Consider the following 18,805-nt stretch of genomic DNA (forward strand, 5'->3'; position numbering starts at 1 on the left):
TGACCTTCGGGTTATGAGCCCGACGAGCTACCTACTGCTCCATCCCGCGGTGTATTTTTAGAGTGCCTACCGAAGGCACTAACTTAGTAGCGGGAACCGGACTCGAACCGATGACCTTCGGGTTATGAGCCCGACGAGCTACCTACTGCTCCATCCCGCGGTGTATTTTTAGAGTGTCTACCGAAGACACTTAACTTAGTAGCGGGAACCGGACTCGAACCGATGACCTTCGGGTTATGAGCCCGACGAGCTACCTACTGCTCCATCCCGCGATATTGGATTGCAAAGGTACAAATATTTTTTACAAATCCTAATTTTTCTTTTAAATAAAGGACTTTTACAGAAACTATTTTATTATTTGTATCTTTGTTCTATGGCAAAGATATTAAAAATTTACCCAGACAACCCTCAGGAAAATCTTGTGAATGAGGTTATTAAAACATTAAATAACGGCGGACTGATTATCTATCCTTCAGATACAATTTATGCCCTAGGCTGTAACATTTTTGATATAAAAGCCATGGAAAAACTGGCCCAACTAAAAAAAATGAAACTGGAAAAGTCAAAATTCTCTATAATCTGTAATGATTTGAGCCATCTTTCCGACTTTACAAGACCTATTGACACTTCTGTTTTCAGGTTTCTGAAAAGTCATCTTCCGGGTCCGTTTACATTTATTCTTGAGGCTAATAAAAGTTTGCCATTGGCTTATAAAGGACACAAAACAATTGGTATTCGTGTTCCTGATCATCCTATCCCACAGCTTATCGTTGAGAAATTGGGGCACCCTATTGCATCAACATCTATTCACGATGATGATGAGATCATAGAATATTCTACAGATCCTGAGCTTATTGCTGAGAAATATGATCATCTTGTAGATATTGTTATTGATTCAGGATATGGAGATAATGTAGCTTCAACTATTGTAGACCTTACTTCAGGGGAGCCGGAAATCATCCGTCAGGGAAAAGGAATTATTTAGTTTAGGGTTTAGAATTTAAGGTTTACGATAGACGGAATTAGGATTATGGGGATTAACGGGAAATATTCTATAGGAATCTTACTCACTTTTATTCTTTTGGCTGCGGTAATGCTGTATATTTTTCCTGTTATCAGAATGTTTACTGGAATAAAAAGTATTACGGCAAATAGTTTTTTTCTAAGCCGACTAGCCATCTGGAGTGTTCTGCTCATCGTATTTTTGTATTCATACTTTTTTGAAAAAGGATCTTTTCTACTAAAGGATGAAAAGAAATACTCCCTTGGATTCTATATAAAAGCTGTGATCTGCTTATACTTGATTTGTGCAATAGGGGGAGCGTTTATCAATGCCTCGCTTCAATTCCTGTTACAGGAAAAAATCAGTAATAAGCTCCTTCAGCTTACCTCAATTTTTAAGAATAATTATTTTTTAATTATTTTAACATGCCTTACAGCGGGCATTGTAGAAGAGTTTTTGATGCGGGGATACATACAGCCCAGAATTGAGAAAATATACAGCAGCCCTCTCTTGGGAGTTGTGGTGTCTGCATTACTGTTTGGAATTCTTCACAGCACCTACGGAACAATAGGTCAGGTTGTAGTACCTTTCTTTATTGGAGCCATTTTTGCTATGTTTTATAAAAAATATTCAAATATTAAAATTCTGATCATCTGCCACTTTATGTTTGATTTTATATCTCTGATGATCATGAACTTTATGGATCTTAAACACTTATCTGTATTTTAACATTATGAAAATTATAACATCTCCTGCAAAATTAATGAACGTAGAAAATTCAACAGACCTGTTGAAGTCCACTACTCCGAAATTCATTGAAGATGCAGCATTTATACATTCTTACTTAAAAGAAAAATCTCCAAAATATCTTTCCGAACTGATGGAAATATCGCCTAAACTGGCTGATGAAAACTGGGAAAGAAATCAAAGATGGAAATCTAAACCTACCGCAAAGGAGTCTGCGCCGGCTATGTTTGCATTCACAGGTGAAGTATACAGAGGATTGGATGCAAAGACACTTGACAAAAATGCCATAGACTATTTACAGAAAAACTACAGAATTCTTTCCGGATTATACGGATTATTAAAACCATCTGATAAAGTAATGCTGTACCGGCTTGAAATGGGTCGTCATTTTGAGTTTGAGCAATACAAAAACCTATATGAATTCTGGAGAGAAAAGATTACAGAACAACTAAATTCTGAAATGAAAAAAGGTGAAGTTCTGCTTCATCTGGCTAGCAATGAGTATGGAAAAGTAATCGACAGGAAGAAATTAAACCACAAAGTAATTGACTTTGATTTTTATGAATTGAAAGACGGTAAGCTGAAAACTATTGTTGTTTATACAAAGCATGCAAGAGGGCTTGTGGTAAGGTTCTGTGCAGAAACCAATGCAAAAACACTGGATGATGTAAAAGCTTTCAATTACGAAAGGTATATAATTGATGAAGAGAAGTCTACTGATACAAAACTGGTTTTCACAAGATAAATGACAATTTCAGCCTATAAAAAATATTTTAAAGCAGAACTTTCCGACCTTTATACAGAGTCGGAAAGCGCTTTTTTATCATCTCTGTTCATTCATAAAATGGTGGGTTTCGATAACTTTCAGCAGAGAAGATCACCTGAACAGGAACTTTTAACAGATGATGAGAAACAACTTTATAATCTGGTTTCCGAATTAAAGACCGGAAAGCCATATCAGCAGATTTTGGGTGAAACTGAATTCTATGGAATGAAATTCTTCGTAGATGAAAATGTTCTGATTCCTCGCCCCGAAACTGAAGAATTGCTTGAAATAGCCATCCGTGAGATTCAGGGACTGAAGGATAAAGAACAGGGATTGAGAATTTTGGATATCGGAACCGGCAGTGGTGTTATTCCTTTGGTTTTAAAGAAGCACTTTCCGAATGCTGATGTTTCTTCAATAGATTTTTCTGAAAAAGCTTTAAAAACAGCTCAACGAAATGCGGATTATCATCAATTGGAGGTTCAATTTATTCATGGGGATTACCTTAGTTTGAAATTAACTGAACAGTATGATATTATCATCTCAAACCCACCTTATATCGGGATTGAGGAAGAAGTTGAAATAGCTGAGTCTGTGAAAGAGTTTGAGCCTAAAATGGCGCTTTTCTCTCCTACTTCTGATGCTTTAATATTTTACAGAAAGATTGCAGAAGATGCCAAGGATCATTTAAATGATAATGGCCTTCTATTTTTAGAAATCAACCAAAAACTTGGACCCGAAACCCTAGACTTGTATACATACTTTTCCAACGCTCAACTCGTAAAGGATTTATCTGAAAATGACAGATTTATCTGCGGAAAGAAATAAGTAAATTTGTCTTCCATACAACAAAACCATTTCACTGAAAACATGATCATTAAATCACACCATATCAGCAATATAAAAGTTGCCGAAATAATTTCTGATGAAATAATAATTCAATCGGCGCAGGATGGATTGGATATAATGGGAGATATTTATTACCAGGGCTTTGACAAATTAATTGTCTATGAGAAAGATATTACCCCGGATTTCTTTGATTTAAAAACTAAAATTGCCGGGGAAATTCTGCAGAAATTTTCCAATTACCGCATTGGATTAGCCATTATAGGTGATTTCAGCAAGTATGAAAGTAAAAGCATGAAAGATTTTATTTTTGAAAGCAATAAAGCCAGACATGTCAATTTTGTAGAAACATTGGAAGATGCGCTGGAAAACTTCTTAAAATAGCCTTTTTTTTTAAGATTATAGCCTGTTGCAGGTTTTCCTCATCATCATTTTGTTGGGTAAGTTAATACTCTAAAAATCCGTTCTTCATATCATTCCAACTTCAACCATTTTTTTGAATATGGGTTAGCTTTTTATGGTATAATAAAAAGTAGATTTATAAAAAAGCAGGTGTAGAATTTTGTGGATACAATACTCTATTGAATCATATTTTATCTCCATCAAATCAACATTTTAAAGTTAAAATATCAAAGAAAATAAATTATTCAACTCGTTCAGACTCTCCATTGCATAAAAATAAAACTACAAAAATTATTATATAAATAATAAAAATAACCAAAAATCTAATATTAGCTTAAAAATTAAGTCAATGTAAATTTAATTTACAGAAAGTGACAAAACAAGATAATTTATTCATATTTTTGCATAAACACAAGCATTATGAATATCATTATTTTAGATACTACAACTACGATTTCGACGTAGCCATTATTTGCTAATCACATTTGAATTTCTTAGCAAAATCAGCATAATAAAAATAGCATTATAACAATAAAAACGCTTGTTTTTATTGACGTTATTCTTGTATGCTCACAACCTGACAATTCATTATTTTCAAAGAAGTTGATAGATCTATCAATTTCCTAGATCAATAGGTGATCCGAAAATCAAAAACAATATCCATCAAAAAAAATTAAAGGTACTGTAGGTATTTTTAGTGCTTATTATTGTTAGCAACTATTATTAACACACAAATAAATTCACAAGCAATGAAAATTTTTCTTTTACAAATTTCGATTTTTTTAGTTAGCATTTCTGCACATGCCCAGGTAGGGATTAACATTCCTAATCCTGACGAAAGTGCGGCTTTAGATGTTTATAGCCAAAATAAAGGAATGCTAATCCCTAGGCTTACTACAGCAAAAAGAGATGCGATAGCTAAGCCGGCAAACTCTCTTCTTATTTATGATACGGACAAAAAGTGCCTGAGTCAAAATATTGGGACTCCTACTGCTCCGGATTGGTTATGCATTAGTAACAATGCTGTTAAGATGTTTTATATGCCGAGTGTTTCTTTCGATACATCGCAAAATGCAAATAGTCAAACAAAGGATTTATATACTCTATATAAGAACCAATTTGGCTCTCCAAAAGCAAAAAGCACAAGCGCTCCTGCTTCTATTCCATTTTTCCCATCGAACAAAGATCTTTATTACTATGTAACTGATGCTGATCCTAATGTATTCAGTAATATTTCGATTTCAGATTCTGGTGTAATGACTTATGATGTGAGAGCTGCTGCCACAGATTGTTCTTTTATTAATATTGTTTTTGTTGTAAAATAAGTAAGCTATGATAAAGAGCAACCTAATTATACAACATAAAAGATTTTTGTTTATTTTTTTACTGTTTATTTTTTCTCAACATATTTCAGCACAGAATGAACAAGGGACAGGTTATCCGTACTTCGTAAGTTTTACACAGGGATTGCAGCCACAAGAGGCTTATAAAGTATCCACAAGTGGGGTTCAGAATGATGCTACATTTACTACCGATGGTTTACGATTAACCCGAAATGTAACCAATACTTCCGGAGGAGTGATATTGGCGGACAAAATATTTAAAAGTAATCAGGGGATTAAGTTTGAATTTGAATATGCAATTTATGGTGGAGATTCTAATGGTGGAGATGGTATATCAATATTCTTAGTAGATGGGTCAATTCCTAAAGATCAACTTAATCTTGGATATTTTGGAGGAGGTTTAGGGTATACTTTTGTTCTGAGAAACTCTAATCAAGGAGGAAATTTAGAGGGCTTAAGAGGTGCCTATCTGGGAATTGGATTGGATGAGTTTGGAAATTTTAAAACGAGATTTCGTCAGGGAGACAGAACAAGGAATGGACTATCTGATGTTTCAATAGCCAATTGGCGAAGTAATGTAACTTTAAGGGGAAAACGTGGTAATCAATATCTTTCGTCTTCTGAGCCGGCAGGATACAATGGTTATCCATTGCTTTACAGTACGGCAACCAATACGGCTCCATCAAGCAGTAATCGTTCAGTATATCTGGATGTTCAAACAGGAAAGCATGTTGCTACTCAAAATTCAAATTTCAAACAATTCACTATAGAGAGTGGCGGAAGTACAATTCCACCAAGTGACAGTGATGTGAGATATCGAAAAGCGTTTGTAACATTAGTTCCTAATCCATCCGGTGGTTATAATGTGACCTTAGAAATACAACATGGGGATGTTAAGGAAAAAATTATTGATAATTACTATTATCCTACATCCTTGAAATATACAGAAAATGCAACACAGAATAATCAGGTAAGAACATTGGATACTTCTCCTCCTGCAACTTTCAGAATTGGTTTTGCGGCATCAACAGGGGATGCCAAAAACATTCATTTATTAAAGAATTTAGGAGTTAGCAAACCTTATGCTGCTGAAGTAACGGATGATTTATTTGCGGGATGTCCAAAGATAAAATCCATGTACGCTCCATTACTTAATGATGTTGCCTATTCTTCCATCAATGGTCAAAATCCACCGACACCATCTTATAACAATATTGATTTTAATTCATTCCGATTTTTAGATATCAATGGGGCTGTGATTCCCAATATAGTGGGCGGCGTTTATACCAACAGCGAAGGTACGTGGACCTATTACCCCTCAACAGGGAAAGTTTCTTTCAAGCCTGCCAATGGATTTACCGGAACGGCTAAAATAAGATATGATATTAAAGGTGGTGGCAGAAACGGAACCGAAAGTCCCTACAATAATGAAGACTACAGATCAATGCCGGCACTGATACAGGTTAATATCTCAAGCTCCAATAACTGTAGTAAAGCCTGCGTTATTTCTAATAAAAATGTAACACAAAAAATAGATTATCCTCGTTAACAGAAACCAGATAATACTAACAATTAAACGAAACAAAACCAGCTTTTAAAGGCTGGTTTTTGCATTATCACCTATTTCTGTTTATCTTTTTTAATAAAATAATGAATAGCATCTTCTATGGCATTATCAATGGCGCGATACTGAATACCCAGCTTTTCTACCGATTTTTGACTGGAATAATAGTTACAGATCTGCAGCGCTTTCATATTGGGGATACTGATTCCTGTCTTTATTTTTAACATTCTCAAGCAATCTCCTATCCGCCCAAGAACATTCAAAACTTTATTGGGAATGGGAAGCATCACGGGATTCTGATCTGTAATTCTGTTTATCTTTTTGAAAAAATCTCTGTAGCTTAAGTTTTCACCAGCCAAAAGATATCTTTCCCCGTGATTTCCTTTATCTATAGCGGCCACTACTCCATTCGCTACATCTTCTACATGAACAAAATTTTTTCCTCCTTTTGGATATAGAACCACTTTCTTTTTCCAGGCCCAGAAAATGAGTTTTCCAGAGCTTGGCTTGGTATCGTAAGCTCCAATCATAAAAGTAGGATTCAGAATGATAACATCCATGTTCTTACTGTTTTCTAAAAGAAAATTTTCAGCTTCAAGTTTACTTTGTGCATACAATATTTTTGTAAAAGGATACTTTTGTTGTTTTTCTTCATTTCCCAGCTGTTTTTCATCTCCATATCCTAATGTATTGGCAGAGCTAATGAATATCAATTTTCTTACCCCACAAGCTTGTGCCTGAATCATTAAGCTTGCGGTTATTTCATAGTTTACTTTTCTGTAAGCATCATAGCTGAGCAAGTCCTGTCGTGTTTCGGCAGCAATATGAATGACACAGTCAGCCTTTCTAAGAAACATGGAGAGATCGGATGAAAGGTCTGCTTCCACCAGCTTCAGGTTTTCATTTTCCTTGCCCACATAGTTGCTTTTCTTGCGCACCAGAGCAATAACAGTATAACCATTTTTTAATAATTTAATAATAACATTGGTTCCCAGAAGTCCTGTAGCTCCTGTTACAAAAACGTTTTTCATGCTTCAATCTCTCTTTTTATGGCCTGGGTCATCAGGGGAAGCTTAATCCATATCGGGACTATCTTCATTACCAACCAGCTTATCGGATTCACCATAATTACGGAATCTTTTTTAAATAATTGCTGAATACATCGGGAAGCTACTTTATCCGGATTTAAAAGGGTCATTTTACCCCAAAAGCCTTGCTTTTCAATTCTTTTACAGACGTCGGCATTTGTTTTCATAGCTCCGGGGTTTACAACACTTACAAAAACATTGGTATCTTTTAATTCTTCATGCAGCCCTCTTGAAAATGAGTGAATAAAGGTTTTTGTTGCGGGATAAACGGTCTTAAATCCTATTGGAGAAAAGGCAGCCATACTGGAAACATTTAAAATATATGCTTTGGGTTGTCTTAGCAAATTGGGCAAAAGTTGATGAGTAATGAGTGAGGTTGCCGCTACATTAACCTGTAGAATTGTATTGATGTAATCTGAGCTTGCTTCTGTAAATCTTTTGGTTCCTCCAAGCCCTGCATTATTGATCAGGATATGGATATTGAAAGAGGAATTAAGCCATTCTGTAAGCTCCAACACATTTTGATTAACGGAAAGATCTACTTCATAATAATGTGCCTTTATCTGATATTTTTCTTCAAGCTCTCTGGAAAGCTCTTTTAGGTTTTGGTTCGGAAGGCTTACCAAAATAACATTAATGTTTTTCATTGCCAGATTTTCAGCAAATGCTTTTCCTAGGCCCTGGCTGGCTCCTGTAACTACTGCGTACGATTCCTGAGTATCCATAAGATTAAATTTTACAGTACAAAGCTATCGTAGGAATAGGCTTTTAATGTTCCGAATTATCTGAACGAACCTATTTTTCAACTGAAAACAACAAACACTCAATTAATTAAAAATCAACTAATTAAATATTATAAAAAAGTAAAACTTTATAAATCGGAACCTATTTTTTGAACTCGGACGGGGTTTGCCCGGTCAGTTTTTTGAAAGTTGTATTGAATGAGGTTTTAGAATTGAATCCTGATTCGAAAGCGATCCCTAAAATTGATAATTTGCTGTCGCTCTCCTTTAAAAGAACTTTAGCATATTCTACCCTAAATTCATTGATGTACTGGAAAAAGTTTTTTCCGAAGCCTGAATTAATGACATAGGATAAGTGATGGGTAGAAACGGATAACATTTCAGCCAGTTTAATAAGGTTCAGCTCACTATCAAGATAAGGTTTTTGGATGTCCATTATCTCTTCCAGTTGGGTTTTAATTTTTAGGAGCTCTCCATCAGAAATCAGTTTTCTTTTTACGTCTTCTGAATCTGAGTCTTCATTAATGGAAATGAGTTCTTCACGTTGCTTTTCTTCCAGGGGATAGATCTCTTTTTCTTTCAGGGAATAGTAACCCACACAGTATACAACAAGTAAAAAAACGGTATTAATAAAGAAGTTCAATGATTTTGGATCATAAAACAGATTATAAATTACATAGATAATATTCACGGCAAAAAGCACCAGAATAATATATTCCAGCCAATTCAGATCGATTCCTTCTGTATTGGAAGAAAACTGCTGGATTTTTCGCTGATGTTTTCTGATAGTAATGTAGGAAAGTCCTGTATAAAACAGAGCCTGAACTAAAATAAGAATAATAGCCAGAGACTCAAACGGATTCTTATACCCAAGTCTTACTAATATAAGGCAGGTTAAAAATGCTGCGGGCAGCAGTAAAAATTTAAAGTCTGTTATTTTAAACCTAAAGGACGGGTTGGTATAGAATAATACACTTAGGTAGAAAAAGATCGGGGTCAGATATTGTATAGATCTTATGAGAAACAGGGAATGAAATTCAATAACTGAACCAGTAATCAGGAAAAGCACCTCGTCCATCCAAAATGTGGACCATAGGAAAAGAAAGACTCCAAACCAAAAATTAGCTTTTCTGTTAACTTTTAAAGGGTTGGCAAGCTTTAATAAAGAAAGCAAAACCAATGAACCATAGATAAGTATCACGATGAAACTATTGAATTCTGATGTGTTCATTGGTTTTGATATTTTAATTAAAAATAGTTTTTATCCTATTCGTTTCCTGACAAAGATCTGATAGCCCAGATAAATCAATGGAAGTGACATTACTCCAAGGTAGAACAAATTGCTCATTGCCAGCTGCGGATGCATTACTATAGAGTAAACAAGTCCGAAAAAGGCACCTCCAAGGTGTGCAGCATGCCCAAGGTTATCCCATTGCTTAGGATTTAGCATCATGTATACTGAATATCCGAAATACAGGGTTCCAAATAACCATCCCGGTAAAAAGTTGACGCTAATTTCATTCGGGGCCATCGCTATGGAAGCAAAAATAATACCTGAAACGGCTCCTGATGCTCCGATTGCGGAATACCAAGGCTGCTTTTGATAAATCTGCAAGCTGAATAGGTTACCCAAAATCATTGACCCGAAATAAATGATTAAAAACCCTATTTCTCCAAAAAAATGGATCACCACTCCCTGGAAAAAATAGAGGGAAAGCATATTGAAAAACAAATGCATAAAATCTGCGTGCAAAAATGCAGAACTGATTAACCTTATATATTCTTTTTTGTGGGCAATGGCTCCAACATTGAATTTATATTTTTCGAATAAACTGGTATTATTGAATCCCATGTAACTAAAGATACAGGTGATTGCCATGATAACCAAAACTACTATACTCATCTGATTTTTTATTTTAATTTTTGAATCGGAAGCTTTTTCCTTTCATCATTTTCGGACGGAATCATTCCTGATTTGATATAAAACCTATTGTCTTTCTCGTACAGGAAATAGTCTTCTTCCATTCCTCTGCCATCCCCGGCTTCAACTTCCGGTAAAAACTTAATTTTGGTATTTGTATTGTCTGCTTTACCAAAACTTCCAAATATACTGATGGTATCGCTATTCTTTTCATGGGGAGCTTCCCACCAAATCCACAAATTACTGGATTCCGGATCATCCAGTTTTAATTTCACTTTAATAACGGCATTTCCTTCTCCTGCATAGTCTTTATATACAAGGAAGTACTCTCCTTTCCATTTCTTAAAGCTATGAGCATCTAACACTTCATAATCCAGATCGCTTTTTCCTCCATCATCCCCTTCTTCTTTATCTCCCTGAATACTATCATAAGTATGGGCAGGTACCTTTGATTCTGTGGTGACAACCTTTGTTACTACTGTTTTCTTTTCTTTGCACGAAAGGCTCAATAAGGCAATTAGCAATAAGGTGGAAAATACGTTTTTTTTCATGGATCTGGGTTGATTTTATTCGGTTTCACTATCTCCGCCTCCCTGAAACAGATCCCCGATGATACCTCCGTCTTCATCCATATCCCCTGTTGGTTCAGGTTCTTCATAAACTTCAGGTTCTTCTTCTATAGGTTCAGGAATCGTAATATTAATGGTCTTTACCTTGAATTTTGTAAACTGGTTTCCGATTGCCTTTATCCCTTTTACTGCAATAAATTCATCGATATTGATGGTTTCCGGATCACGTTCTTTGCCTTTATCTTTTGCAAAAATGATTTCTGCGGTAACGTTATTGGAGATAATTACATTTTCTATGAATGACTTTGGATGTTCTGAAGGCATAAAGGTTTGTAAGTTAACCGTATTTTCTAGCAGGAATCTCTTGATAAAGTAAATGTCCTTTTCTCCATCGTAATAGATGCAGGTAATAGGCTGCGCAGGTCTCCATTTTTCAAGAACCAGGTATTCATCATCAAAGCGGTTTCCTAAATCGAATGAAACAAGCTTCACTTCACCATTGGTATTGATTGTCAAGATCTTGTCATCTCCTTTAAAGCTTCCCAATAATGTTCCTCTTGCATCTGCATTCAGTCTTCTTACTGTATCATCAAACCAGATTCTTCTTGGAGCGAGTGTAGAGACTCCCTCCTCTTTCATATCTACTTTCTTCACAGCATATTTGGTCACCAGATTTCCTTTAGAATCACGTCCTTTAATGGCAAGCTCAGAGAAGTTGATCTCCATTTTATTCTTTCTGATTCTTGGGTTTGGCTTTAAAAGTACTGTTACAGTTTCCGCTTCTCCATTAGGATTGGCTGAAAAATACAGTGTTTCTGAACCTTTTTTATCAGAAGCCAAAGGATAATCTGTATTTCTTGTAACTCCTGTTACAGAGAAACGCTTCATATAAAACGGTCCTTCTCTTCCTTCACGGTAGATCATATTGTATACCGTTCTCTTATCATTTTTCTTCCAGATAGCAACATGAAGGATGTCTTTTCCAATGAATGTTTTAGCCTCCACTTTTACCACCTTCATACTACCATCTTTTCTGAAAGTAATAATATCATCAATATCCGAACAGTCGAATAAATATTGATCCTTTTTCAATGAGGTACCAATAAAGCCTTCTTCAAAGTTGGCATAGAATTTCTCATTGGCAACAGCAACCTTAGTAGCATCAATGGTATCAAAAATTCTAAGTTCGGTTTTTCTTTGCTTGTCTTTTCCGTATTTCTTCTGAATATTTAAATAATAGTCAATAGCATACGTGATCAGATTGGCAAGGTGGTGTTTTACCTGCTCTATTTTGCCTTCAAGAGAGGCAATATTTTCTTTAAATTTATCTAAATCGAATCTTGAAATTCTCTTGATTCTGATTTCTGTTAATCTTAATATATCCTCTTCTGTAACGGCTCTTAAAAGATGTCCGGTATGAGGCTTCAATCCTGCATCAATTGTTTTCAGGACATCATCCCAGGTTTTCACCTCTTCGATATCATGATAGACCCTGTTTTCAATGAAGATTCTTTCCAGGGATGAAAAATGCCAGCTTTCCTGAAGTTCATGAAGTTCTATTTCAAGCTCTTTTTTCAACAATGAAACCGTGTGATCTGTATTCATTCTCAGAATCTCGGAAACGTTCAGGAACATCGGTTTATCTCCTACAATCACACACGCATTTGGAGAAATGGTTACCTGACAGTCGGTAAATGCATATAAAGCATCAATGGTCTTATCCGGAGAAACATCATTATGAATATGAACCAGAATTTCTACTTTATCAGAAGTATTATCTTCAATCTTTTTGATCTTGATCTTTCCTCTCTCATTAGCCTTTAAAATAGAGTCAATAAGATCACTTGTCGTTTTTGAATAAGGAAGTTCCGAGATCACCAACAGATGTTTGTCTGTCTGAGTAATTTTTGCTCTGGCTCTTACCTTGCCCCCTCTGTGACCGTCATTATATTCGGAAACATCCAGATATCCGGCTGTTAAAAAGTCTGGATACAGTTCAAATTTCTTTCCTTTTAAATAGGCTACAGATGCGTTAATCAACTCATTGAAGTTGTGTGGAAGTATTTTTGTGGAAAGTCCTACCCCAATTCCTTCTACACCCTGGGTAAGAAGTAAAGGAAACTTAACCGGAAGATCAATAGGTTCATTGTTTCTTCCATCATAGGATTTTGTCCAATCGGTTGTTTTAGGATTAAATACTACTTCCAGAGCGAAAGGGGTCAATCTGGCCTCAATATATCTTGCTGCCGCTGCAGAGTCTCCTGTATAGATATTCCCCCAGTTTCCCTGAGTGTCTATCAGTAATTCTTTCTGACCGATTTGTACCATGGCATCTGTAATGGAGGCATCACCGTGAGGGTGGTACTTCATGGTATTTCCCACGATATTGGCCACCTTATTGTAACGGCCGTCCTCCAGTTCCCGCATAGAGTGCATGATTCTTCGCTGTACAGGCTTCAACCCGTCATATACGGAAGGAATAGCCCTATCCAGAATTACATAGGAAGCATAATCCAGAAACCAATCCTTATAAAGACCGGAAACCTTCTTTAAGCTTTCACCCTCATGCGAATATTCTTCTGTCGTCATCTGTTATATTAATCTTTTTTCTCCTTATTTGCTTTCACAACTTTATTCAGAGAGAGTTTTAAATCATTTACTTCTTTTCTGCTCAAGTAGGAAATCTGGTACTTTAGTATAGTAGAACCACTATTCTTACTTGAAAGTGTAATGTATAATCTTTTGATAAAGAGAATACTGATTACATCATATTTTATCAGTTTATATTTTGGAAATTCGTCATGAAGAGGATGGCTTAAAAAGGGAATAATATTCCTGTTTTTAAAATTCAATGCTTCTCCGTCACTGTCATATTCAAAGATCTGCCTTCCACTAATATAAAAAACAATCAGCATTAATACGGGAATAATAATAAGCAAATAACTCTCATTTCCCAATGCATTAAACCTGTACTTATTAGCCAGAAATCCAAGTATTCCAAATACTACTATCATAAGCAGCAGGGAACTTAAAGAATTATAAACTGATATTTTATTACGGTTACTTAATCTCATTTGATTCTTATGTTGTCGTCAGTCTATAAACTGTCCACGTCATTCAAGATTTGTTTTTTATCAATATCAGTATCGTCTTCTACCACTAGATTTTCAAGGATAAAAGCCTGTCTGTCCGGGGTATTTTTCCCCATGTAAAACTCCAGTAACTGCTCTATGGTCTGATCTTTCCCTACTACAACGGGTTCTAAACGAATATCTTTACCAATAAAGTGTTTAAATTCATCCGGAGAAATTTCCCCTAATCCCTTAAATCGGGTAATCTCAGGGTTTTTACCAAGATCATTTAACGCTTTTACTCTTTCTGCTTCTGAATAGCAATACCTTGTTTCTTTTTTGTTTCTAACCCTGAATAAAGGGGTTTGAAGAATATAAAGGTGATTATTCTTGATCAGATCAGGGAAAAACTGAAGGAAGAACGTGATCATCAGCAGACGAATGTGCATCCCATCCACATCGGCATCGGTTGCAATGATTACCTGATTATATCTAAGATCTTCCAGACTTTCTTCAATATTTAAAGCAGCCTGAAGAAGGTTAAATTCTTCGTTTTCGTATACTACTTTTTTCGTAAGACCATAGCAGTTCAGAGGCTTACCTTTTAATGAAAATACAGCCTGTGTTTCTACATCTCTGGACTTTGTGATAGATCCTGATGCAGAATCTCCCTCGGTGATAAAGATCTGAGTATCTCCTTTTCTTTCGGCCTTTTGATCGTTATAATGCTGTCTGCAGTCACGAAGTTTTTTATTATGCAAAGATACTTTTTTGGCTCTTTCCCTTGCCAGTTTCTGGATTCCGGAAAGCTCCTTTCTTTCTCTTTCTGAGATTAGTATTTTTCTTTGAATGGCCTCTGCAATTTCAGGATTCTTGTGCAGGAAGTTATCTAGCTTGCTTTTAAGAAAATCAATAATGAAAGTTCTTACGGTAGGGCCATTAGGTCCCATATCGTTGGATCCCAGCTTTGTTTTGGTCTGAGATTCAAATACCGGTTCTTCAACATTGATGGAAATTGCTGCAATGATAGATTTTCTAATATCGGAAGCATCAAAGCTTTTATTAAAAAATTCACGGATTGTCTTCACATAGGCTTCACGGAAAGCATTCAGGTGGGTACCTCCCTGCGTTGTATTCTGTCCGTTTACGAATGAGAAATAGGTTTCTGTCTGAGATTTATCAGAATGGGTAATCGCCACTTCAATATCTTCCTCTTTCAAATGAACAATCGGATACAGAATCTCGCTCTCCAATTCTTCTTCCAACAAGTCTTTAAGACCATTTTCAGAAAAATAAGTTTCTCCGTTGAATAGTATTTTCAGTCCCGGATTCAGATAGGCATAGTTACGGAGCATTCTTTCGATATACTCTTTTCTATACTTGAAATGCAGGAATATATCTCCATCGGGAACGAATGAAATTTCCGTTCCGTTTCTGTCAGAAGTTTCTTTTTCATCAAAGTTTTCCTGGATCATACCGCGGGAAAACTCTGCTGCCTTCATCTTTCCGTCACGGAAAGAACGTACCCTGAAATACTCAGAAAGAGCATTTACAGCCTTTGTACCTACCCCATTCAGTCCGACAGATTTTTTAAACGCCTTACTGTCGTACTTACCTCCGGTATTCATTTTGGAAACAGCATCTACCATTTTCCCCAACGGGATTCCACGACCGAAGTCACGAATGGTAACCTTGCCATCGTCCAGTTTTATTTCAATTCTTTTTCCGGATCTCATTCTGAACTCATCTATCGAGTTGTCCAGAATTTCTTTAAGTAAAATGTAGATACCATCATCCGCGGAAGAACCATCACCCAGTTTCCCGATGTACATGCCGGGACGCAGGCGGATATGTTCCTGCCAATCGAGGGTTCTGATATTATCTTCGGAGTAGGTTGGATTTATTTCTTGTGACATATATGATTTCAGCAAACATACAAAAGTACGAAATTGTACAAAATTATCCGAATTTTAAAGTTCATTTTTTTATCAACATTCATCCCTAAATGAGTATGGATCTATCAAAAAAGTGGACTTAAATAATTTAAGAATAATAAGCAAGCGTTCCCGCCCCGATTTATTCTATATATAGAGCTGGTTGACAATCATAAAGGCAATAAAGAAATTTAGCCTAAAAAACTACTTTCCGCTTTCCAAATGAACTATCATATTTTTCAGCATGGCAGGAACAATGAGTTTGTGAAAAGGACGAACAGGCAGAAAATACAATATTCCCAGCCAGTTATGATATTTTACAGTCGTGGAAATGGTAATGAAATTGGCCTCTTTCTGGTCTATATTTTTATCAAACAAAAGAGAGACTCTGAAATCCAGATGTTTATCATCTTCTCCCAAAATAATCTCGTTACTTGTTTTACCAAATATTTTAAAAAGCCCTACACGCTCACCCACTTCGTATGTGAAGTTTTCTGGAGCCTTTACGGCGTCCTTTTCTGTACCGGTTTTCAATCCGAACAATGAAACAACCTTATTTCTGAATGCAAACATTTTCTTCCCCCATTTTGGACTGCTCGCAAAGAAAGCCTTACCCACATCAGAAATGTTAATAGTACGATCCGTATCTGCTAGTTTTCCTTCAAAACTATCGATATAATCAAAGTTTTCTTTTTCTTTGGATAAAACTGATTTTTCAGGAAGTTCAATCTTGTTAATATTCATGTTTATTGGGTTTTAATGTGGGTATCTCTCTAACAAATGTAAGCATCCCTGAAGATAATAGAAAGTAAAAAACAGCCATTTCTAAACGTTTGTTTAAAAGTCATGTTTTCTGAATAATGATTACTTAAAAATTCTTAGTTGTTTTACAGATCAAGCCGGTTTCCATAAGAGGTCTCATTTTTCCTCTTTTCCTCTTAAAATGCTTACTCCTTTATTCACTCTTAGCTCCAAGCTTTTTTAAAATCTCTAATAAATTCAAAAATGTTTTAAATATTTCATTAAATTCGGCTTCATAAAATCGTTTTTATGATACAACTTCCTTTGTCTAAACTTTCCAATGTAGGAACTACTATTTTCAGTCAAATGACACAGCTGGCTAATGAAAATGAAGCCATTAATTTATCCCAAGGGTTTCCAGATTTCATGCCGGATCCCGAACTTCTGAATCATGTAGACCATTTTATCAAGAAAGGCTTCAACCAATACGCTCCATTGGGAGGAATGATTGCTTTGAAAGAGGAAATTGCAAGAAAAATTGAAAACAGTCATCAAACAGCCTACCATCCTGACTCGGAAATAACCATTACCGCAGGAGGAACCCAAGCTATTTTTACAGCCATTGCAGCATTCATCAAGAAAGAGGATGAAGTGATCATCTTTGAACCGGCCTATGATTGCTATGAGCCTACTGTGGAGCTTTTTGGCGGCATTGTGAAACGATTTGAAATGAAAGCTCCTGATTATCAAATTGACTGGACTGCTGTAAAAGGGTTGATTAGTGACAAAACCAAAATGATCATCCTTAACAACCCCAACAATCCATCCGGAAAAATATTAACGGAAAAAGACCTCCAGGAACTTATTCAACTGGTAAAAGGAACTTCTATCCTTATTTTAAGTGACGAAGTCTATGAGAATATTGTTTTTGATGGAAAACAACACCTAAGTATCTGTAAATATCCAGAGCTCCGAGAGAGAAGCCTTCTTGTAGCTTCATTTGGAAAGCTTTTCCATGTTACAGGCTGGAAAGTAGGCTACTGTGCGGCTCCAAAAATCTTAACAGATGAATTCCGAAAGGTGCATCAGTTCAATGTTTTCTGTGTAAATACTCCTATCCAGCTTGCTCTGGCGGAATACATGAAAAATGATGAACATTATACCCATCTCAATCAGTTTTTCCAAGAAAAGAGAGACTTTTTAAGAAAAGGACTGAGCGGAACATCCTTTGATCTCCTGGATTGTGAGGGAACTTACTTTCAGGCATTGAAATACAATAAAATTTCAGATAAAAATGATTTTGATTTTGCTACTGAATTAACAGTTCATCACAAAGTAGCAAGCGTACCATTCTCTTCTTTTTATAAAAATAAGCTTAATGAAAATGTGATTCGATTGTGTTTTGCTAAAAAACAGGAAACATTGGAAAGAGCTATTGAAAATCTCTCAAAGGTTTAATTAAAAAAGAAACAATAAACGGATATTAAACGTGTATTTTATCTTCAATCAGTGATTTAATATTAAAACTTTTCATATATTCGTAACATTAACTTATTAAAAATCAGAATCATGAAAAGTAAAATCTTATCAACAGGAAAAAAGCTGAATAAAAAAGAGTTAAAAACAATTGCCGGAGGTATGCTGAACTGTATGCCTGCTCAGGTACTTTGCCCACCCCATCTTGAACCCTGCGAATCTCATGTTGATGCTAATGGCTGTTCTATGATTTCTCCTCATTGCGGACAAAAAATATGCAGACCGTAATCATATCCGATTAACTTATTTAAAACTAAACCCATGAAAAATTTAAACAAAGGAAAAAAATTAACAAAAAGTGAGCTAAGAGTAATTAGCGGAGGTAATGGCAATGTAAGATGTACGAATTCTTCAGGATATTGCGTGTTTATAGGACCCGGATGCAGAGAAGATAAGTGTCAGCTTCCTATACCTTTGGAGCCTATAGATCCTGATGGCCCAATCATTTTGCCTGATCCCGGAAGCTTATAGCAGACTACAATAAAAAAGAACCAACCGATGCAGGTTGGTTCTTCTATTTTTAAGGAAAGA

The 18,805-nt window shown here is 35.8% G+C and carries 19 protein-coding genes and 2 tRNA genes; 10 read left to right on the forward strand and 11 right to left on the reverse strand.

The annotated features are described in order from the left end of the window. Positions 1–87: 87 nt before the first annotated feature. Positions 88–160, reverse strand: a tRNA-Met gene (locus C7D53_RS20610). A 39-nt stretch (positions 161–199) separates the two neighbouring features. Further along, positions 200–272, reverse strand: a tRNA-Met gene (locus C7D53_RS20615). Between the two features lie 101 nt (positions 273–373). Between C7D53_RS20615 and C7D53_RS20620 the strand changes: the two genes are divergently transcribed. The 7 genes from C7D53_RS20620 (at position 374) to C7D53_RS20650 (ending at position 6,656) form a co-directional block, all read left to right on the forward strand. Further along, the gene (locus tag C7D53_RS20620) at positions 374–985 is read left to right on the forward strand and encodes an L-threonylcarbamoyladenylate synthase (RefSeq protein ID WP_106918272.1); all 612 of its coding nucleotides are present in this window, start codon (positions 374–376) and stop codon (positions 983–985) included. A gap of 45 nt (positions 986–1,030) precedes the next feature. Beyond that, positions 1,031–1,732 (forward strand): CPBP family intramembrane glutamic endopeptidase, encoded by a 702-nt coding sequence (locus C7D53_RS20625; protein ID WP_106918273.1) that lies wholly within the window; start codon positions 1,031–1,033, stop codon positions 1,730–1,732. A gap of 4 nt (positions 1,733–1,736) precedes the next feature. Further along, a complete protein-coding gene (gene yaaA, locus C7D53_RS20630) occupies positions 1,737–2,495 on the forward strand; it encodes a peroxide stress protein YaaA (RefSeq protein ID WP_106918274.1) in 759 nt (252 codons plus the stop codon). After that, complete coding sequence (prmC, locus tag C7D53_RS20635) at positions 2,496–3,344, forward strand: peptide chain release factor N(5)-glutamine methyltransferase (protein ID WP_106918275.1); 849 nt, start codon at positions 2,496–2,498, stop codon at positions 3,342–3,344. A gap of 42 nt (positions 3,345–3,386) precedes the next feature. Beyond that, on the forward strand, positions 3,387–3,746 hold the full coding sequence (locus C7D53_RS20640; RefSeq protein ID WP_106918276.1) for a DUF4180 domain-containing protein: 360 nt from the start codon (positions 3,387–3,389) through the stop codon (positions 3,744–3,746). Between the two features lie 767 nt (positions 3,747–4,513). Beyond that, positions 4,514–5,089 (forward strand): hypothetical protein, encoded by a 576-nt coding sequence (locus tag C7D53_RS20645; RefSeq protein WP_106918277.1) that lies wholly within the window; start codon positions 4,514–4,516, stop codon positions 5,087–5,089. Positions 5,090–5,096: 7 nt separating this feature from the next. Further along, the gene (locus tag C7D53_RS20650) at positions 5,097–6,656 is read left to right on the forward strand and encodes a lectin-like domain-containing protein (protein ID WP_228422458.1); all 1,560 of its coding nucleotides are present in this window, start codon (positions 5,097–5,099) and stop codon (positions 6,654–6,656) included. Between the two features lie 71 nt (positions 6,657–6,727). Here the strand turns inward: C7D53_RS20650 and C7D53_RS20655 are convergent, their stop codons facing one another. The 9 genes from C7D53_RS20655 to C7D53_RS20695 all read right to left on the reverse strand — a co-directional run bounded on the left by C7D53_RS20655 (position 6,728) and on the right by C7D53_RS20695 (position 16,741). Continuing rightward, complete coding sequence (locus tag C7D53_RS20655; protein WP_106918278.1) at positions 6,728–7,702, reverse strand: NAD-dependent epimerase/dehydratase family protein; 975 nt, start codon at positions 7,700–7,702, stop codon at positions 6,728–6,730. After that, a complete protein-coding gene (locus C7D53_RS20660; protein WP_106918279.1) occupies positions 7,699–8,484 on the reverse strand; it encodes an SDR family NAD(P)-dependent oxidoreductase in 786 nt (261 codons plus the stop codon). The genes C7D53_RS20655 and C7D53_RS20660 overlap by 4 nt, the downstream gene beginning before the upstream one ends. Positions 8,485–8,644: 160 nt before the next feature. Next, a complete protein-coding gene (locus C7D53_RS20665; protein ID WP_106918280.1) occupies positions 8,645–9,733 on the reverse strand; it encodes a helix-turn-helix domain-containing protein in 1,089 nt (362 codons plus the stop codon). 30 nt (positions 9,734–9,763) lie between these two features. Continuing rightward, on the reverse strand, positions 9,764–10,405 hold the full coding sequence (locus C7D53_RS20670) for a rhomboid family intramembrane serine protease (protein ID WP_106918281.1): 642 nt from the start codon (positions 10,403–10,405) through the stop codon (positions 9,764–9,766). Positions 10,406–10,413: 8 nt separating this feature from the next. After that, the gene (locus C7D53_RS20675) at positions 10,414–10,974 is read right to left on the reverse strand and encodes a hypothetical protein (RefSeq protein ID WP_106918282.1); all 561 of its coding nucleotides are present in this window, start codon (positions 10,972–10,974) and stop codon (positions 10,414–10,416) included. Positions 10,975–10,989: 15 nt separating this feature from the next. Beyond that, a complete protein-coding gene (locus C7D53_RS20680; protein ID WP_106918283.1) occupies positions 10,990–13,581 on the reverse strand; it encodes a DNA gyrase/topoisomerase IV subunit A in 2,592 nt (863 codons plus the stop codon). 8 nt (positions 13,582–13,589) lie between these two features. Beyond that, entirely contained in the window at positions 13,590–14,006 is a 417-nt protein-coding gene (locus tag C7D53_RS20685; protein WP_106918298.1) for a hypothetical protein, read from the reverse strand. An 83-nt stretch (positions 14,007–14,089) separates the two neighbouring features. Beyond that, complete coding sequence (locus C7D53_RS20690) at positions 14,090–15,979, reverse strand: DNA topoisomerase IV subunit B (RefSeq protein WP_106918284.1); 1,890 nt, start codon at positions 15,977–15,979, stop codon at positions 14,090–14,092. Positions 15,980–16,201: 222 nt separating this feature from the next. Next, a complete protein-coding gene (locus C7D53_RS20695; protein ID WP_106918285.1) occupies positions 16,202–16,741 on the reverse strand; it encodes a DUF2867 domain-containing protein in 540 nt (179 codons plus the stop codon). Between the two features lie 306 nt (positions 16,742–17,047). Here C7D53_RS20695 and C7D53_RS20700 point away from each other — a divergent pair, with 306 nt between their 5' ends. The 3 genes from C7D53_RS20700 to C7D53_RS20710 all read left to right on the forward strand — a co-directional run bounded on the left by C7D53_RS20700 (position 17,048) and on the right by C7D53_RS20710 (position 18,745). Beyond that, entirely contained in the window at positions 17,048–18,196 is a 1,149-nt protein-coding gene (locus C7D53_RS20700; protein ID WP_106918286.1) for a methionine aminotransferase, read from the forward strand. Positions 18,197–18,307: 111 nt separating this feature from the next. Then, entirely contained in the window at positions 18,308–18,502 is a 195-nt protein-coding gene (locus C7D53_RS20705; RefSeq protein ID WP_106918287.1) for a bacteriocin, read from the forward strand. A 33-nt stretch (positions 18,503–18,535) separates the two neighbouring features. Continuing rightward, complete coding sequence (locus C7D53_RS20710) at positions 18,536–18,745, forward strand: hypothetical protein (RefSeq protein WP_106918288.1); 210 nt, start codon at positions 18,536–18,538, stop codon at positions 18,743–18,745. Positions 18,746–18,805 lie beyond the last annotated feature (60 nt).

The sequence above is a fragment of the Chryseobacterium aurantiacum genome (assembly GCF_003020585.1).
GTDB classification, from domain to species: Bacteria; Bacteroidota; Bacteroidia; order Flavobacteriales; family Weeksellaceae; genus Chryseobacterium; species Chryseobacterium aurantiacum.

What these genes read in the sequence shown, in the direction of transcription:
- C7D53_RS20640 (WP_106918276.1), top strand. Translation starts at nt 3,387, where the DNA reads ATGATCATTAAATCACACCATATCAGCAATATAAAAGTTGCCGAAATA.
- C7D53_RS20645 (WP_106918277.1), top strand. Translation starts at nt 4,514, where the DNA reads ATGAAAATTTTTCTTTTACAAATTTCGATTTTTTTAGTTAGCATTTCT.
- C7D53_RS20625 (WP_106918273.1), top strand. Translation starts at nt 1,031, where the DNA reads ATGGGGATTAACGGGAAATATTCTATAGGAATCTTACTCACTTTTATT.
- C7D53_RS20650 (WP_228422458.1), top strand. Translation starts at nt 5,097, where the DNA reads ATGATAAAGAGCAACCTAATTATACAACATAAAAGATTTTTGTTTATT.
- C7D53_RS20685 (WP_106918298.1), bottom strand. Translation starts at nt 14,006, where the DNA reads ATGATAGTAGTATTTGGAATACTTGGATTTCTGGCTAATAAGTACAGG.
- prmC (WP_106918275.1), top strand. Translation starts at nt 2,496, where the DNA reads ATGACAATTTCAGCCTATAAAAAATATTTTAAAGCAGAACTTTCCGAC.
- C7D53_RS20680 (WP_106918283.1), bottom strand. Translation starts at nt 13,581, where the DNA reads ATGACGACAGAAGAATATTCGCATGAGGGTGAAAGCTTAAAGAAGGTT.
- C7D53_RS20665 (WP_106918280.1), bottom strand. Translation starts at nt 9,733, where the DNA reads ATGAACACATCAGAATTCAATAGTTTCATCGTGATACTTATCTATGGT.
- C7D53_RS20690 (WP_106918284.1), bottom strand. Translation starts at nt 15,979, where the DNA reads ATGTCACAAGAAATAAATCCAACCTACTCCGAAGATAATATCAGAACC.
- C7D53_RS20670 (WP_106918281.1), bottom strand. Translation starts at nt 10,405, where the DNA reads ATGAGTATAGTAGTTTTGGTTATCATGGCAATCACCTGTATCTTTAGT.
- C7D53_RS20660 (WP_106918279.1), bottom strand. Translation starts at nt 8,484, where the DNA reads ATGGATACTCAGGAATCGTACGCAGTAGTTACAGGAGCCAGCCAGGGC.
- C7D53_RS20695 (WP_106918285.1), bottom strand. Translation starts at nt 16,741, where the DNA reads ATGAATATTAACAAGATTGAACTTCCTGAAAAATCAGTTTTATCCAAA.
- C7D53_RS20710 (WP_106918288.1), top strand. Translation starts at nt 18,536, where the DNA reads ATGAAAAATTTAAACAAAGGAAAAAAATTAACAAAAAGTGAGCTAAGA.
- C7D53_RS20705 (WP_106918287.1), top strand. Translation starts at nt 18,308, where the DNA reads ATGAAAAGTAAAATCTTATCAACAGGAAAAAAGCTGAATAAAAAAGAG.
- C7D53_RS20655 (WP_106918278.1), bottom strand. Translation starts at nt 7,702, where the DNA reads ATGAAAAACGTTTTTGTAACAGGAGCTACAGGACTTCTGGGAACCAAT.
- C7D53_RS20675 (WP_106918282.1), bottom strand. Translation starts at nt 10,974, where the DNA reads ATGAAAAAAAACGTATTTTCCACCTTATTGCTAATTGCCTTATTGAGC.
- yaaA (WP_106918274.1), top strand. Translation starts at nt 1,737, where the DNA reads ATGAAAATTATAACATCTCCTGCAAAATTAATGAACGTAGAAAATTCA.
- C7D53_RS20700 (WP_106918286.1), top strand. Translation starts at nt 17,048, where the DNA reads ATGATACAACTTCCTTTGTCTAAACTTTCCAATGTAGGAACTACTATT.
- C7D53_RS20620 (WP_106918272.1), top strand. Translation starts at nt 374, where the DNA reads ATGGCAAAGATATTAAAAATTTACCCAGACAACCCTCAGGAAAATCTT.